General features: G+C 55.5%; 9 protein-coding genes. 2 read left to right on the top strand and 7 right to left on the bottom strand.

What is annotated here, in order from left to right:
- Nucleotides 1-43: 43 nt before the first annotated feature.
- The 6 genes from G403_RS0111490 to G403_RS0111465 all read right to left on the bottom strand — a co-directional run bounded on the left by G403_RS0111490 (nucleotide 44) and on the right by G403_RS0111465 (nucleotide 9,084).
- The gene (locus tag G403_RS0111490; protein WP_027854128.1) at nucleotides 44-946 is read right to left on the bottom strand and encodes a porin; all 903 of its coding nucleotides are present in this window, start codon (nucleotides 944-946) and stop codon (nucleotides 44-46) included.
- A gap of 352 nt (nucleotides 947-1,298) precedes the next feature.
- Entirely contained in the window at nucleotides 1,299-5,222 is a 3,924-nt protein-coding gene (gene hrpA / locus G403_RS0111485; RefSeq protein ID WP_027854127.1) for an ATP-dependent RNA helicase HrpA, read from the bottom strand.
- A 48-nt stretch (nucleotides 5,223-5,270) separates the two neighbouring features.
- Nucleotides 5,271-6,893 (bottom strand): AMP-binding protein, encoded by a 1,623-nt coding sequence (locus G403_RS23060; RefSeq protein ID WP_051298902.1) that lies wholly within the window; start codon nucleotides 6,891-6,893, stop codon nucleotides 5,271-5,273.
- Entirely contained in the window at nucleotides 6,887-7,690 is an 804-nt protein-coding gene (locus tag G403_RS0111475) for a class II glutamine amidotransferase (RefSeq protein ID WP_027854126.1), read from the bottom strand. The genes G403_RS23060 and G403_RS0111475 overlap by 7 nt, the downstream gene beginning before the upstream one ends.
- Before the next feature lie 42 nt (nucleotides 7,691-7,732).
- Nucleotides 7,733-8,221, bottom strand: a complete 489-nt coding sequence (locus G403_RS0111470; protein ID WP_027854125.1) for a bactofilin family protein — start codon at nucleotides 8,219-8,221, stop codon at nucleotides 7,733-7,735.
- Nucleotides 8,170-9,084: a M23 family metallopeptidase gene (locus G403_RS0111465; RefSeq protein WP_245578303.1), complete on the bottom strand. Its 915-nt coding sequence runs from the start codon at nucleotides 9,082-9,084 to the stop codon at nucleotides 8,170-8,172. Before G403_RS0111465 ends, G403_RS0111470 begins: the two co-directional genes overlap by 52 nt.
- 266 nt (nucleotides 9,085-9,350) lie before the next feature.
- On the opposite strand from G403_RS0111465, the gene G403_RS0111460 reads away from it, so the two are divergent.
- Nucleotides 9,351-11,729 carry an aldehyde dehydrogenase family protein gene (locus G403_RS0111460; protein WP_169719901.1) on the top strand — a complete coding sequence of 793 codons (2,379 nt, stop codon included), beginning with the start codon at nucleotides 9,351-9,353 and terminating at the stop codon, nucleotides 11,727-11,729.
- Here G403_RS0111460 and ppnN read toward each other — a convergent pair.
- Nucleotides 11,712-13,109: a nucleotide 5'-monophosphate nucleosidase PpnN gene (gene ppnN, locus G403_RS0111455; protein WP_027854122.1), complete on the bottom strand. Its 1,398-nt coding sequence runs from the start codon at nucleotides 13,107-13,109 to the stop codon at nucleotides 11,712-11,714. The two genes, G403_RS0111460 and ppnN, sit on opposite strands and share 18 nt — an antisense overlap.
- A gap of 267 nt (nucleotides 13,110-13,376) precedes the next feature.
- Here ppnN and G403_RS0111450 point away from each other — a divergent pair, with 267 nt between their 5' ends.
- A complete protein-coding gene (locus G403_RS0111450; RefSeq protein WP_027854121.1) occupies nucleotides 13,377-14,765 on the top strand; it encodes a PhoH family protein in 1,389 nt (462 codons plus the stop codon).
- Nucleotides 14,766-15,121: the final 356 nt, after the last annotated feature.

Raw genomic sequence — 15,121 nt, 5'->3', positions numbered from 1 at the left:
CACAGTGTGAGGCGTTTTCTCTATTACTTGAATTAAATCAAGCTTAGAAGTCTACGCGGTAGCCCAGCTCGATACCGTCTACGTCGTTGCCGTAGTCAGCATAGGCTGCGAATACGCGAGCCTGCTTGCCCAGCTTCTGCTGTGCTTCGATAGACCACTGCTGACCGTCGTCGTCACCCAGGTCATCAGCTTCGTCGTCGATGTAGTTAGCCAGCAGCTTGGTGTTACCCATGGTGTAGGTAGCAGCCAGTTCCCATGCTTTCTGGTCGTCGGTGTTTACGAAATCACGATCTTCGTAACGAGCACCCAGGTACAGAGCGTCCAGGGTGTAGGACAGACCTACAGACCATACGTCGTCCAGGTTACCTTCTTCGAAGCCCAGGTAAGAAACAGCACCGAAGAAACCGCCCATTTCGTACTTGGCAGCAAGGTGAGAAACGTCTACGGAGTTGTCAGTAGTACCAGCGTCTGCATCGGTAGCGATTACCGCACCAGCAGCCTGGAAGCCACCCATAGCCGGAGTGATGTAGGCGATGGTGTCCGGAGTACGGTGCGCGCCGATCACGTAGCCGGAAGAACCGGTAGTATCGTTATCCAGTACATCAGTGGTGAATACGGTCCACAGCGCGTACGGAGTCCACATACGGCCCAGCTGGAAGGTACCGAAATCACCGGTAGCACCGATGTAGGACTGACGACCGCCGCCCCAAGAACCAGCTTCAGTGTCGATGAACTGCTCGAACTGGTAGATAGCTTTAGCACCGGAGAACAGGTCAGAAGAACCCTTGATACCGATACGAGAAGAGTTATCAACAACACCAGTGCTGACGTTGTCGTTATCCATGACTTTAATACGCAGAGAGCCGTACAGAGTAGCGTCGGCCTGAGCGGCCATCGGAGCAGCCATAGCGCCAGCAACAGCCAGAGCGATCAGTGACTTTTTCATCAAATTTCCCCTTCAGTATTCAACTTACTAGTAGTGAATTCTAGTTTTTCTCAGCACACCGGAGTGCTACTTACGAAAATACTATAATTCATGAACTTTTCAAACCAGAGAGTGAACTTTTTTGATTTAGCCCACTCAAAGGCTTTTAAACCTAAATTAACCTTCTGCAGATGGGAGCATTTGGGCCGCTGGCCGATGCTTCTTCTTTACGTCTGCAACATTTTAGGCGCGTATTTAGTTGACTAAACCGCCAGCACCTAAATTTGGCGCATTACAGCACAGCACCAGGCCCCTTGCAACCCTTTAAATACCCCGATATCAGGGGTTTGCGGCTACCTTAGGATATACTGCTTCAGATCAACTCCTCCAGGCGCTTGTTAAGGCGCTTTTCGGAGACAGAAAATAGTGTCCCCAGCTGCTGGGCGAATAGCGATACCCTGTACTCCTCAATCCACCAGCGGAAATCCCTCAGTTCATCGGTCACGGCATCACGCGCCCGAGCCTCCTCTAAACGCTTTTTATAGCGCTGTTCAAAAGATTCAAGCTGAGTTGATTGCAGCGTTTGCAGACGAATATCGCGCTGAAACTTCTCCAGCCGCACATGGATCGCTTCCAGGTACCGAGGCAGTTGTGTTAACCAGCGGTCCTCCGTCTGCGACAGATAGCCGGGAAAGATCAGGCGACTCAGTTGACCTTTTATATCGTTGAGTACCGGTACCGCAACCAGATCAACACGGCCGTTCAACCGCTTATCGATCTCATGAACCCACTGATGGCACTGCATAACAAAATCCACCAACGCATGCGCCTCGCGCTCCAGCACACTGAGCATCCGCGTGCGGGCGGACTCAAAATCGGCCTCGGTCACTGTAGACGGCAGTTGATCAACATCGGCGGCTCTGATGATCGCCCTGATCAGCAGGTCATCCTCCAGTCGACGACGATCGAACCGTTTGGCGGTCAACAACATTACCTTATCCATATGAGGCAACTGACGACGGATCGTTTTAAGCTGCTCAGGCACACTCAATGCCAGCAACCTGGCCACACCCAGCCGGGTCTGGTACCGCGCCTCATCGGCGCTGCTGAACAATCGCAGGGTGACGCTTTTATCCATGTCAACCAGCCCCGGGAAAGCTTCCACCTCAAGGCCCCCGGCCTGCCTTACTCGAACCGACGGTTCCAGGACCCCGAAATCCCATCTGGTAATTCCTTCCCCCCCCCAGGGTTTCGCCGCATCCTTTTGGATCGCCTCCTCTGCCTGTTTGGCGAAACGCTTATTCAAGGACTCCCAGTCGCGCCCCTGGCCAAGCGTTTTGCCCTTGCTGTCGAGCAGCGCAATATTAAAACGCAGATGAGGTTCCAGATGGGACTCGCGCAATAATACCGGGTCGATTCGATGTCCTGAGGCTCTTAATAGATGATGACTGAGTGCTTCATATAGATCGCCCTCACCAAAGGTCACCACTTCGCAAAAAGAACGTGCGTAATCCGGCACCGGGACAAAATGTTTGCGATGCTGTTTGGGCAATCCCTTTAAAATGGAGGTTACCTTCTCTTCCAGCATCCCCGGCACCAGCCATTCCAGGCGTCTGACCGGCAGGGATTTAAGCAACGGCAGCGGAACCTCTACCGAAACGCCATCCGTCTCAGCTGAAGGATCAAACAGGTAGTCCAGCTTGAGCTTCACCCCCTCCATCGGCAGCTGTTCGGGGTAGTCATTTTCATTGACATGTTCGGCCGAACGCTGGAGAACATCATCCTCGGTCAATATGAGGGCGTTCGGATCCCTGGCTTTAACACCTTTGTACCACTTTTCAAAACCGGCCCCGTTTACAACATGACCACCACCGAGCGCATCGAACTTACCGGCGTAGAATTGATAAAGTGTCTCTTCATCAACCAGCAGATCTCGACGCCGCGTTTTGGACTCCATCGACTCGACGCTATCAAGAAGCGCTCGATTGCGACGGAAAAAATCGGCTCGCGTCTCAAACTCCCCCTCAACCAGAGCGCTGCGCAGAAAAATTTCATGAGCGGCGATAGGGTCGACCTTGCCGAAGTTCACTTTTCGTTTGGGGACAATGACCAACCCAAACAAGGAGACCTGTTCATTGGCCACCACCTGAGCACGCTTTTTCTCCCAATGCGGTTCCGACCAGCTACGCTTGACCAGATGTTCGGCGGGTTGCTCGATCCACTGGGGCTCAATACGCGCCACCTGATGCGCATAAAGCTTGCTCGTTTCGATAAGCTCAGCCGCCATTACCCACTTGGGACTTTTCTTGAACAGCCCGGACCCCGGAAATATCCGGAACCGGCGGTTGCGCGCGCCCAGGTATTCGCCCTTCTCAGCCAGGTTGCCGATGTGGCTTAGCAACCCGGCCAACAGCGAACGGTGTACCGGCGTGTACTCAGCGGGTTCACTATTCTCTCTGAGTTTCATCTCCCGGATACTCAGGTGGAGCTGGCGATGGATGTCGCGCCACTCCCGCATCCGCATAAAGGAGATAAAGTGCTTCTGACACCACTGCCGCAGCTGGTTTTGACTGAGCGCCTGGCGTTGCTCTTCAAAAAGGTTCCACAGGTTTAGCAGTGTCATAAAATCGGACTGATCATCCTGGTAGGCCTTGTGCTTTTCATCGGCAGCCTGGCGTTTGTCATGGGGCCGCTCGCGCGGATCCTGAACGCTGAGCGCGCTGGCAATGATCAACACTTCTTTAAGCGCATCATATTGACTGGCTTCAATCACCATCCGGCCAATCCTGGGATCCACCGGCAAACGCGCCAGCTGCCGACCAATCGATGTCATACGACGCTTGCCGTCGACCGCGCCGAGCTCCTCAAGCAGTTTGAAACCGTCATTGATAAACCGGGAGTCGGGCGGATCGATGAACGGAAAACGTGCAATATCGCCCAACTTGAGCTGCAGCATTTGCAAAATCACCGCCGCCAGGTTGGTGCGCCGGATTTCGGCATCGGTAAATGCGGGACGGCTCAGAAAATCCTCTTCCGAATAAAGGCGTATACAGGTACCCGGCGCGATACGTCCGCAACGCCCGGCACGTTGGTTGGCGCTGGCCTGAGAGATCGCCTCAATCGGCAAACGCTGCACCTTGGAGCGATAGCTGTAACGGGAGACACGCGCCAGACCCGGATCGATCACGTACCGGATACCGGGGACCGTCAGCGACGTTTCAGCCACGTTTGTTGAAAGAACAATCCTGCGCCCCGCTCCCCGCTGGCCATGAAAAACACGGTTCTGTTCTTTAACTGAAAGCCGCGCGTAGAGCGGGATCACTTCCAGGTCACGCAGGCGCCCCTGACTCACGGCCTTCCTGAGCTGGTCCGCTGTCTCTCGGATTTCGCGTTCACCGGGCAGAAATACGAGAATATCCCGAGCGCCACTGTTTTTGGTCTGTCTATCAAGATCAGCTATCTCTTCCACCGCCTGCAGAATCCCCTGCTGGAGGTCCATCGCCTTCTCATCATCCCCCTCCATTTCATGGAGCGGCCGATAGAGGGTCTTCACCGGATAGGTGCGTCCGGAAACCTCAATAACCGGAGCACCGGCAAAGTGACGGGAGAATTTTTCCAGGTCGATAGTGGCCGACGTGATAATCAGTTTCAGGCTTGGGCGCTGAGGCAGAATCCGCTTGATGTAGCCCAACAGGAAATCGATATTAAGACTCCGCTCGTGAGCTTCATCGATAATCAGAACTTCATACCGGTCCAGAAAGCGATCGTTCTGCGTCTCCGCCAGCAGAATACCGTCGGTCATCAGTTTGATCTGAGTCTGCTCCGAAACCTGATCATGAAACCGTACCTGATAACCAACCCGCTCTCCCAGCGGCGTTTGAAGTTCTTCCGCAATGCGCGCCGCCACGTTGCGGGCGGCGAGCCGTCTCGGCTGGGTGTGCCCGATCATTCCCTTACAGCCCAACCCCAGCTCGAGGCACAGTTTGGGAATCTGGGTGGTTTTGCCTGAACCCGTTTCACCGGCGATCACCACAACCTGATTATCCCGGATCACTTTCAGGAGCTCTTCGCGGCGCTCGGCCACCGGCAGGTCCGGGTAGTCGATCTGACGCGGAAGTGCTTCTCGCGCCTCCACCCGGGCGATCGACTGCTCAAGGCGTTGTGCTAACGCTTTCAAGCGCTCGGGGTCTATCTGATCTGCACGGCTCGCCTTTTCCAGCTGTTTGCGCAGCGGGAAGCGGTCGGCGATCTGGCATTCAGGCAAGAGGTCAAACAGTTCTGAAAGTGTAGCGACCAAGAAAACCTCGGGATCTCTGTTTCGGGATGTCGTTTGGGACCGGGGATTTTAACGCAGTTTTGGCATTTCACTCAGCGCCTGGTCCCTTAGCCGGCGACGCTGAACTTTTCCAATGGAGGTACGCGGCAGGTCTCGACAGAACTCCACACTGCGCGGCACCTTATAGGAAGTCAGTCGCTCGCGGCAATAATCGCGTACATCACGGGGGGTCAGGCGAGGGTTATTGGCTACGATATAGGCTTTAATCGACTCTCCCAACTCTTCGTCGGGCACTCCGATCACCGCGCATTCGAGAATGCCCGGATGATCACTGATCACATTCTCAAGCTCCGTGGGATAGACTTTAAAACCGGCACTGTGAATCACCTCCTGTTCTCGCTCTATGACTCGTAACTCCCCGCGGTCATCGAGCTGCCCGATATCCCCGGTCGCAAACCAGCCACCGGAGAGTCCGGAGCGAATGGCCATACCATCCCAGTATCCCGCCATTAACTGAGGCCCTTTCACCTGGATCCGCCCGGTCTCTCCGGTTGGCAGCACTTCCCCGTTATCACCGATGATCCGGACCTGGGTATCGGGCAACGGCCGACCCACACTGCCCGGGTGCATCCGACCGGGTTCAGCCACACTGACAACCGGAGAGCACTCGGTCAGACCGTAACCCTCGGTAATCACACAGCCGGTAACCTGGTGCCAGCGATTCGCGGTGGACTCGGTCAACGCCATCCCGCCGGAGATCGTCAATCGCAAACTACTGAAATCAAGCTGGGTAAACTCAGCATGCTGGCTGAGGGCGACGAATAGCGGGTTAACACCAGCAATCACGGTCGGGTTTATCTTTTCGAACGCCTTGGCAAGCTGTCGCAGATTTCGTGGGTCGGGGATCAATTCCACATAGCTGCCCAGTGACATCATCAAGAGCACCACCGTCAGTGAGTAGCCATGGTAAAGCGGCAACGGCTGAAACAAACGCTGCCCCTCCTCCAGACCTGCCTCACTCAGCCGGGTCCTCAGCTGGTGAATGTTGGAGATTAAGGATGCGTGGGTCAGCATTGCGCCTTTCGCAGGTCCCGTCGTTCCCCCCGTATATTGCAGTAAAGCCACATCCTGGGCGTGGAACAGAGGCGGCTCCCAGAACCGCCCGGTCTCAAGCTCAAGCACCGATTTAAACGTGGAACCGGCATGAAACCGATAGGCCGGCGTTTTGCCCCGGCGATAGCGCACCTTCATGTTCACAGGCCAGCGCTTCCAGCGCGGATGCAGATCAGCAATGCGCGTGGTAATCACATACTCTATCGGGGTTCGGGCCAGTATCCGCGCCGCTTTCCAGGCAAAAGCGTCGTACACAACCAGTGCACGCGCGCCGGACTGGGTAAAGTGCCGTTCAAGCTCCTCCGGGGTGTAAGAGGGACTGGTGCTGACAACAATCAGACCTGCGCGCAGGGCACCGAATAGCACCACCGGATACTGCATGATATTGGGCAGCTGGAGTGCGATCCGCTCCCCCGGCTGGAGATCCGTATTATGCTGAAACCAAGCCGCGACACGCCGCGACAGTATATCGAGCTCGACGTAGCTCAGGCTCTCGCCCAGGTGACCGAAGGCAGGGCGCTCTCCAAAGCGGTGACTCAGGTCCGACGGCAGGTCACAGAGACTTGCGGGAATCAGCACACCTCCGGCCCCCGGGTACTGATCCGTTTCTCGACCTCGCCGTCAGCGAATACAATCAGATCGCCCGGTAGCAACCGCTGCCAGTCTTCATTATCGGTCAACGGCTCGGTGGCAATCACGGTCACCACGTCGTCCGGCGTCGTTTCGGCGTGAAAATCAACTATCATATCGCGGTCTTTAAGACGTGCTTCGCCGAAGGGCGCACGCCGGGTAATCCACGAAAGCTTGCTGGTGCAGTAGCAATAGAGACGACAGGAGTCCCCCAAAAGCATGTTGTAAACGCCAATGGCACGCAGTTGCTCACAACAGCCATGGATCAGCTCGATCAGGGCCTGGTGATCTTCCGGCGGTCCATCTGGAAAGGCGGTGCGAATCTGATTTAATAGCCAACAGAACGCATATTCACTGTCAGTGCTACCGACCGGCCGGTAATGGCCAAGCGGCCATTCAAACAGCCGGGGGTCCAATTGGCCGTTGTGGGCAAAGCACCACATGTAACCCCAGAGTTCTCGACTAAAGGGGTGGGTGTTGGCAAGACAGACATCGCCCACATTGGCCTGCCGAATATGACTGATAACCTGACAGCTTTTAATCGGATAGCCGACCACCAGTTCTGCGATACGTGAGTCTACACTGGGCATCGGGTCGTGGAAGGCTCTCAAGCCATGTCCTTCGTAAAAAGCGATACCCCATCCATCACGATGAGGCCCCGTCCCACCGCCGCGCTGCATGAGCCCGGCAAAACTGAAACAGATATCGGTCGGCACATTCGCACTCATACCGAGCAGTTCACACATTCCACCCCTCCTTGATTGAACCCTGGCTTGACTGGATCCGGGTTAATCCCGCGACAGCGTAATCCGGCTGGGCAGCGAGTCGATCAGACTTCCCTCTTCAACCGTTTCCTCCGATGGGGACGGGGGCGTGTCGTAAGCGGGTAGCAACGATGCCTCTCCCTCCCAGGTTAGTTTATCGTCCCCGGGAAGGTGCCGCTCGCCCACAAACAACCCTTCGTTATCGATAGAGAGTCGTTCGCAATAAACGTTGGCGCGTACACACCCACCGCGCTCGATATGCAGTGATTCACACACCAGTTCACCCTCGAGCTCCCCGCTGACATTAACGGCGTGAGCCCGAATCCGACCGGACACACGCCCCGTTTTCCCGATGGATATATCATCGCTGGAATCAATACTGCCGGCGAACTCGCCATCCACATGCATCTTGCCGCTGATGCTGGTTTCGCCGTGAAAACGGTTGCCCTGAGCAATAATCGTTACGGCTGAGCCGCCTGATTTAGCGGATACATTGCGCTTAATGATTCCCACTGAACCTCCTCGACGGCGGAGAAAATCGATTCGAAATTATTGAGCCCCCATTTCATGAACGGCTCCGGATCAAGTGGTGTATAGAGGTGACGTACCTCGTAATGCAGATGCGGCCCGGTAGAGCGCCCGGAATTACCGCTCAAACCGATCAGCTGCCCCTTGTGCACAAAGGCCTTGGGCTTCACTTTGACCGAGTCCAGATGCGCATAGTACGTTTTGAAACCCAGATTGTGGGTCAGACGCACCATATAACCGTATCCCGACCCTTTGTTATATCCGGCAAACTCGACCACACCATCCGCCGTTGCATACACCGGTGTTCCCTTTGCGGCTTTGAAATCGATGCCGTTATGCATGGTGCGTTTCTTAAGTGTCGGATGATTTCTCATCCCGAACCGGTCGTTGATTCTCTCACTTTGAATCGGAACGCCGTTCGGCACACCATAAAGCATGAAAAGACGCTGTTTCGCCGCGGCTTTGGCCACCTCAGCCCGCTCCTGGGCCGTCGCTGCGGGTTCCGCGTCCAGTACACCCAACATCGACTCCAGATTTTCCAGCTCAGTGCCCATCATCTGGTTTTGCTGTGCCAGCTCTTCACGCTCGGCATACAGCGATGACAACGCATCACCCAATGAGTTCAGCTCAGACCGGTAAAGCTGCTGCGTTCCCAGCATCAGTTCGTACTGATCCGACAACTGCTGGTGCGTATCTTCCAGCTCCAGTAGATCATCGGTGGTCTTGACCAAAAGCAGATTGGATACAAAAAAGCTGAGCGCGGCCATCAACAGAAAAGCCGCGACGATATATTTTGCGATTTGATTAAGCGTGTACTGCCGCGATCCGTGCACAGTGGTCAGGGTCACTACAAGTTTGCGCCGCAAAATCGATACCCGCTAAAGATTGAAAAAACCGCGCTAATATAGCGGTTGAAACCCCAAAAGTCATACTCCAGGCAACGAACAAGCCGATGGCATCTGCTGCGGATTCCGATACACTGTCCTAAGGAACGCTCCGCGGATATGACCAACGGTAGCGATCCGTGCCGGCAATTCCCGGTTCACTTTGCATGGATGTAGAGGCAACAGAGATGCTACCGCCGTCTTTATACTTTTCGGAAGAGTTCCGTCTGATGAACGCCCAGCAGCTGCGGCGGGGCGTCGCTCAGGCTGCGCTCACGGACTCGGAGCACCTGCTTCAGGCACTCATGGAGCTTGAACTTTCATTGAGTTCCGGGGACGAACCGCCCGCTGCGAAGGAGAGCCACCGGCACGACGCCACGATCGCTCTCCCCTCCCCTCGCGTCCTGACCACAGAGCAGGCAACCCACCGTTTCAACATCTACCTGAACGCGATCGAACAGAGCAACAGTGGCGATTCAGTATTGGTGGATCCGTTCAGTCTGCAAGGTAACTGTTCCGTAGAGGCGATAGATCTACTACTGGAATCGCTGGTGCGTAAACTGGCCGCCCTGGCACAGATCGCTCAGGAGCGCGACACCGCTCTGATTCTTGCGCTGCCTTCTGAAACGCAACTGGAAAGCTGGTTGAAAATACTCCAGCGGCTGCTTGAAGTTGCGCCCTCGGATGCCAAACTCGGGATCGAGCTTAGCGCGGCTTCCAAACGCCTGCTACCCACCCTGGGCTATCTGGAAAAGCTAACCGTTGACCTGACACACCCGCTTTTTGTACGTCTTTATCAGTGCAGCTATCTTTCGCCCCAACCCTGGCCGTTTGCCAACTGCCAGCCCCACTTGGAAAGCACGAACAGCATTCATCTCAACCTGATGACCGCCTGTGCCTTTCTTGAGAGTGAAAATAACAGCGGATTGACGCCGGCGTTGATCCTGCAAGGGCCGACCATTGAACCCAATCTGGCGGCTCTGTGCGAAGAACGTGGCTGGAGAATAGATCTTTTGGAGGCCTCATCGGCCAGTGCGAGTGAAACGGGCGAAACAATTCAGGGGGCACCCTGTTTACATGAAGGGCTCACCATCGTCAGCGAGCGCCTGAATGAGATCACCCATAGCCTGCGCGCCAAACCGATGCATGGAAAGCCCGTGATCGGCAGTCAGCCGAAAGGCGGAAGTGAGCCGCAAACCATCAACCATCCGGGCGCCGTGCATGATCCCATCGGTGAGGTACAGGAAGCGACCGAGGATGACACCCGTGAAGCATTCGCACTGTGCACCGATGCGCAGATTGTATGGCGCGACCAAGCGCCCTATGAACGACACTCGATTATCGAGCGTTTTACGCAGCTCCTCTGCGATCAGCAGCTTGAAGTTGCGCTGATCGGCGCGACGGAAACCGGCAAACCGCTGAAAGACCTTCTGGAAGAGACCCGTCAGGGTATTCAGCTGATTCGGCAGCATCTGCGTCTATCCACCCATGTACTGTCGAGTACACCGTTGAGCGCATCTCCCGGACGGACCTGTACGCTCACGCCACACCCATTGGGCACTCTGCTTGCTCTTTTACCCTGGAGCCAGCCAATCTTTCAGTTCTGCGCCACGACCAGTGCCGCGCTGCTGATGGGCAATGCACTGTTGATAAAACCCGCCAGCCGGGCAACTTTGGTCAGCGCTCACCTTTACGGTTTACTGTTACAGGCAGGCCTTCCCGCCAACTTAACCGCGTTTTTACCCGGCTCTCTGGAGTCCACGGGGCACTTTCTGCTGGACGATTATCGCCTCGACGGCGTGATGTTCTGTGGCAATCCATCCGCTGCAGCGGAAGTTTACCGACGGCTGACCCGCCGGGTTGGCGCACCGCCCCTGCCACTGCTGACCGACACCGGTGGCCGTCACCTGGCGATTGTTGATTCCGATCAGGACTTGAATCAGATATTGCCCAGACTGATTGAGGCAGCCTTCAGGGATAATGGTCAGAACCCCGGCTCCTTGCGGGTTGCTTACGTGGAAGAGTCGATCGCCGACCGGCTGGAACAGATGCTGAAGCAGGCACTGTTAAACCTCAGGATCGGTCCACCGGAGCATCGTGCTACCGATATAGGGCCCCTGATTACCCGGGATCAGATGGATCGTGCCTATCTTCAAATTGAGCGTTTCCGAACCAAAGGAAGGCTGATCGCCCACGGCGAGATACGAACCGAGCTCGAAGAGGGGTACTATGTCCCACCCGCGCTCCTGCGTCTTTACAGTCTGGATGAATTACAGGAGCAGATCGATGGACCTCTGCTGTACATTGTCCGTTTTAACCGCGACCAGATTCGTCGTGTCACCGATGAAATCAACCGGTCGGGCTTCGCTATCGCCCTCTCACTGTTTACCGACGACACAACGCTGAGCGAACATATCGAGCGCGAGGCACGTCTGGCCGAGTACGCCCTGGCACCCTCGTCCGATGCGGGCTGCGCTTACCCGCCCACACGCAGCGGTGTTGGTCTCTCAGGTACCACCGCGCTGCCCGGCACAGCGGATTACCTGAAAGCGCTGGCGCGTTTCCAGCGCGCCAGCCGGCCCGAAAGCTTGTTAGACGCTCTGGACTGACGCTGACGCCGCCGGTCGCGCCAGCCGGAAGCAGGGTTTGTAATCCTCGTGGTTGATTTTCATGCGCCGCTGTTCGACAAACGAGCTGAGCAACCGATCGAGGGCTTCCATGACCTCAGGCTCCCCTTTGAGCTCAAACGGTCCAAACTCTTCGATCGCCCGAATCCCGGGCTCTTTGACATTGCCGGAGACAATCCCGGAAAGCGCACAACGCAACTGAGAGGCCAACACATGGTCAGGCTGTTGCTTTGATAGATTCAGCTTTGCCATATTGGCGTGGGTCGGTTCAAAAGGCTGCTGAAAACCCATCGGTATATGTAACTGCCAGTTGTAATGAAATGACTCACCGGCCCCGCGTCGGTGAGTAGTGACCTCATCGACCCGTTGACGTGCGCGGGCCGCGACTGCGTGGGGGTTATCGATGATGATCTCATACAGGCCTCGCGCCCGCTCGCCCAGCGTATCGGCAATAAAACGGTCTACCGTTTCGAAGTAGGCCTCGCTGCCGGAGGGGCCGGTAAAGATAAACGGGAAGGGGATATCCCGGTTTTCCTCCTGCAGGAGGATGCCAAGCATATAGAGAATCTCCTCGGCGGTACCCACCCCACCCGGGAACACGATAATACCGTGTCCCAACCGCACAAACGCCTCCAGCCGCTTCTCGATATCGGGCATGATAATCAGCTCGTTAACGATTGGGTTGGGGGATTCCGCCGCGATAATACCGGGCTCCGTAATCCCCACATACCGCGCGTCCGGAATACGCTGTTTGGCATGGGCAATGGCTGCGCCTTTCATCGGCCCTTTCATCGCCCCCGGACCACAGCCGGTACAGATATTCAGATAGCGCAGTCCCAGTTCATACCCCACTTTTTTGGTGTATTCATATTCGTGGCGCTGAATAGAGTGCCCACCCCAGCAGACCATCAGATTGGGTTTAACATGCGGTCTCAACGCGTTAGCGTGGCGCAGAATATGGAACACCATGTTCGTCGCCATGGCGGACTGATCCAGATCTTCACAACAATCCCTGAACTCGTCCTCCACATAAAGAAGATCGCGTAAAACGGCGAACAGGTGTTCCCGAATCCCCTGAATGATTTCACCGTCAACAAACGCCGAGGGCGGTGCATTAAGCAGGTCCAGCTTCACCCCGCGGTGTTTATGGCTGATCTGAATATCGAAATCGCGGAAACGCTCCAACACCATCCGCGTACTGTCCAATTCACTGCCACAGTTCAGTACCGCCAGTGCACATTGACGCAACAGACGGTAGAGCCCCCCCTGACTCTTATCTTGAAGCTTTGCCACCTCGTAGGGCGAAAGCATGTCCAGACTCTCCAGCGGCGTAACGCTGGCATTGACATAAGCATCGGTCATATCAGGACCTCCCTGCACGAACTGAATACGGGGCGGGCAGCCTCACTCTACGTAAAAAAGCGACCGCCCCACATTTTCACTATGAACCGCTCTGGCAATTTTGGCCAGTACCGACCTTAAAACAAGCACTTGGGACACATTAACTGTCTATAATTCAACCAACCCTGCAAAAACAAACACGGATCACCCACAAAAACCTCATAGTGATTGTCAAGCCGGGCACCTTGATTTAGTTTGAGGGTAAAGCGCCCGCAAAAGGAACGAGCTATGACCGCGTCCAAGCTGTACATCCTCGATACCAACGTCCTCCTCCACGACCCCAAGTGCCTGTTTCAGTTTAAGGAGCAGGACATTACGATTCCCATGACCGTGCTCGAAGAACTCGATGACATCAAGGACCGCAAAAAGCACGTAGCCGCCGAGGCACGCCATGCCATCCGAGCGATTGACGAGATAATCAGCACCGCAACCAGCGCCAGCCAGATCACAAAAGGCGTTCAGATACGTCTTGAGGGCAAGGAGCGCGTTATCAAGCTGGGCCGGCTTTCCATCTTCCCGGACCATGAACTGACAACCCGCCAGGGTTTTCTGCCGGACGAACGCAACAAGGACAACAAGATCATCAACTGTGCCCTGCATCTGCAGGCCACCTTCCCCCACCGCCAGGTCATACTGGTCACCAAAGATATCAACATGCGTCTCAAGGCGCTGGGGGCCGGGCTGGAGCGGGTTGAAGATTACCGAACCGACCAGCTGGTTTCCGATATAGAACTGCTGCCTGCGGGCCATAAACACATGGACGCACCATTCTGGGAGCAGGTCGAGACAGTCGACAGTTACCAGGAAGAGGGTAAAACCTATCACAAGGTGGACCGCTCACTGCTACCGGATACGTACCCCAATGAATATATCTACGATGACAGTCGCGACTTCGCGGCGCGCACGGTAGCCGTCACCGACGACAAGGTGACCCTGCTCGACCTGGGTTACGACCGGCTGATGCAACAGACCTGCTGGGGTATTCAACCGATCAACCTGCAACAGGCGTTTGCCATGCAGGCGCTACTGGACCCCGACATCGACCTGAGCATACTGCTTGGCGCTGCGGGCTCCGGTAAGACACTGATTGCGCTGGCCTGCGCGCTGGAGCTGGTGATTGAAGACCGTCTTTACAACAAGATCATTGTGACCCGCTCTACGCCGCCGGTGGCCGAGGATATCGGCTTCCTCCCAGGTACCGAGGAGGAGAAAATGACCCCTTGGCTCAGCTCGATCAACGATAACCTGGAAGCGATGCATGAGCATGATGAGCGACCACAGAGCAGCGTGAAATACGCGATCGAGAAAGCCAACATTCAGTTCAAGTCACTCAACTTTATCCGTGGCCGAAGCATCCAGAATGCGATTGTGTTGATCGATGAATCACAGAACCTGACACCTCAGCAGCTCAAGACGATTCTCACCCGCTGCGGTAAAAACACCAAGATGGTTTGTCTGGGTAACCTGGCACAGATCGACTCCAATTATTTGACGGCGCTGACCTCAGGCCTGACCTATATCGTAGAGCGCTTCCGCGGTTTCGATGGATCGGCGGCGATCCATTTTGAAGGTATTTTCCGCTCGCGGCTGGCGGAATACGCCGAAGAACATCTGTAAGCCCCCCCAGGGGAGTGGCCAATGCCACTCCCCATCAAGCTCGACTTTGGTCAGGGATACCAAAGTCTTACAATTGCTTACATCCCTTGTATTACGTGCTTTTCACCATTTTTTGTCGACAAAACCGAGAGTTCCCCTAGCTCTAACCGCTTTAATTCCACGTATACTTCCATATAATGCAGCGCAACAATAAATCGGTGACACTATGATGAAAATGCATCTATCTATGCGTCTTCATCGTGCCGGCAAGCGACGTCCTCCAGTGGATGCGCGCTGCAGATGGCAATTTTAACAGGGCCCGACTTTCTGGCGGCCCACCCCGACTGATCCGGCGGAACCCATCGTTCCAGCCTAAC

The organism is Marinobacterium litorale DSM 23545, assembly GCF_000428985.1.
GTDB classification, from domain to species: domain Bacteria; phylum Pseudomonadota; class Gammaproteobacteria; order Pseudomonadales; family Balneatricaceae; genus Marinobacterium_D; species Marinobacterium_D litorale.
This window is presented reverse-complemented; position numbering and strand designations above follow the sequence as displayed.

Excerpts from the sequence above, each read along its gene's own strand:
- G403_RS0111490 (WP_027854128.1), bottom strand. The coding sequence starts at position 946 with ATGAAAAAGTCACTGATCGCTCTGGCTGTTGCTGGCGCTATGGCTGCT.
- G403_RS0111475 (WP_027854126.1), bottom strand. The coding sequence starts at position 7,690 with ATGTGTGAACTGCTCGGTATGAGTGCGAATGTGCCGACCGATATCTGT.
- G403_RS0111460 (WP_169719901.1), top strand. The coding sequence starts at position 9,351 with ATGAACGCCCAGCAGCTGCGGCGGGGCGTCGCTCAGGCTGCGCTCACG.
- ppnN (WP_027854122.1), bottom strand. The coding sequence starts at position 13,109 with ATGACCGATGCTTATGTCAATGCCAGCGTTACGCCGCTGGAGAGTCTG.
- G403_RS0111450 (WP_027854121.1), top strand. The coding sequence starts at position 13,377 with ATGACCGCGTCCAAGCTGTACATCCTCGATACCAACGTCCTCCTCCAC.